At 75.4% G+C, this 1,321-nt stretch carries 1 protein-coding gene; it reads left to right on the top strand.

The features are described from left to right. The first annotated feature begins 260 nt into the window (after positions 1-260). Complete coding sequence (locus ACFV4F_RS32075; RefSeq protein WP_380507755.1) at positions 261-1,202, top strand: hypothetical protein; 942 nt, start codon at positions 261-263, stop codon at positions 1,200-1,202. Positions 1,203-1,321 lie beyond the last annotated feature (119 nt).

The raw sequence follows: 1,321 nt of genomic DNA, 5'->3' as shown, positions 1-1,321 counted from the left end.
TCCCCCCCGCCCCCCGGCCCAACGCGCCCCCCCCCCCGCCCCCTCCCCCCCCCCCCCCGGTTTCCCCGCCCCCCCCCCCCCTCCCGCCCCCCCGGGGCCCCCCCCCCCGGTCCGGACCCTGCCTGCGGGTGCTCCCCGGCGATCCGGTACGGTCACGGCCTCACGTCTGTTCAGTTCCGGTGACGGTCCGTGAAGACCGCCACCGGGGGAGCGGTGAGGCCCCACCCGCACCGTGCACCACACCACTAGGGAGCTTCCTCGTGCACCAACCCCTGCGCCGGAGCCTTCCGGCCCTTGCCGCCCTCGGCATAGCCATCGGCGCCCCGCTGATGACCGCCGGCACCGCGCACGCCCAGGGCGAGTACGCCTGTGGCGACGTCAACGTGAAGTACTCGGTGGACGGCGGCAAGTCCTGGACCGAAGACGGCCGGATGGACCAGCCGCACGGCGTCATCCAGGTCCGCCTGGTCGGCGACATCACCGAGGGCTGCGACTACGAGGTCTCGCTGGCCTCGTACGACACCGAGGGCCCGACCTGGGAGACCTCGGGCAAGCAGACCTTCCTCGGCTGGGCGACCACCACGCTCAACAAGGGCCACAGCCAGGCGACCCTGGACGTCAGCAAGCACCTGCCGAAGTGCTTCGGCCAGATCGACCTGTACAACAACGACCAGAAGTTCGACGGCGTCGCCAACCCGCTGCCGAAGTACCCCAACGGGGTCTTCCCGAACGACCTGATCACGGCCTGGAACGGCGGCAAGGCCTGCACGCCGACCCCGACCCCGACCGGCACCCCGACCGCCACGGGCACGCCGACTCGGACCCCGACCGGCACGCCGACCTCCTCGGCCTCGCCCACGGGCACCCCCACCCAGCACCCGACCGGGACGCCCACGGCGACGACGACGCCGTCGACCAGCGCCTCGCCCTCGGCCTCCACCAGCACCAAGCCGTCGGCGCCGGCCACCACCGGCACCCCGTCGGCCTCCCCGGCCGCGCCGGCCCCGTCCGGTCCGGCCGACACCACCGGCCCGGTCGGCAAGCCGAGCGCCAAGCCGGTCTCGACCAAGCCCGCGCCGGTCCTGGCCAGCACGGGTGGCAACAGCAGCCAGATGATCGCCTACGGCGCCGGCGGCGCCGCGCTGCTCGCCGTCGGCGGCGGCGCACTGGTGATCGCCCGTCGCCGCGGCTCCCGCAGCTGACGCACCATCACATCCCGTAACACCCGGACGCCCGCGGCCACTTGGACCGCGGGGGTGGGGGCGGTTCTCGGGGGGCCCCCCCGCCCCCCGGCCGCGGGGGTCCCCCCCCGCTCGCCGCG

It is taken from the genome of Kitasatospora sp. NPDC059722 (assembly GCF_042733235.1).
In the GTDB taxonomy this organism is placed as follows: Bacteria; Actinomycetota; Actinomycetes; order Streptomycetales; family Streptomycetaceae; genus Kitasatospora.
The sequence above is the reverse complement of the archived record's forward strand: the minus strand, read 5'-3'. Positions and strand labels throughout refer to the sequence as shown.